The 227-nt window shown below is 45.4% G+C and carries 1 protein-coding gene; it reads left to right on the forward strand.

Annotation, left to right across the window (positions count from 1 at the left end):
* The coding region (locus tag ACNKXV_RS14955) for a hypothetical protein (RefSeq protein WP_417908475.1) at positions 1–227 on the forward strand (227 nt) is incomplete at both ends.

Below are 227 nucleotides of genomic sequence, written 5' to 3' on the forward strand. Positions count from 1 at the left end.
GATCAAGCTTCTTTTTATAACTACGAGATTACAAGAACCTGGACCGCAACAGATGCTGCTGGAAATAGTTCTTCTCAGTCTCAGAAAATCACAGTTTCTGACGCTAGTGCTCCAACATTATCCGGAGTTCCTGCAGATGTAACTGTAACGTGTGATAATATCCCGGCTGTGGCTACTCCATCAGCGAGCGATGTGTGTGATTCTACCCCTGCTATCACCTTTGCTGA

Origin of the sequence: Christiangramia aquimixticola (assembly GCF_048285835.1) — a bacterium.
In the GTDB taxonomy this organism is placed as follows: domain Bacteria; phylum Bacteroidota; class Bacteroidia; order Flavobacteriales; family Flavobacteriaceae; genus Christiangramia; species Christiangramia aquimixticola.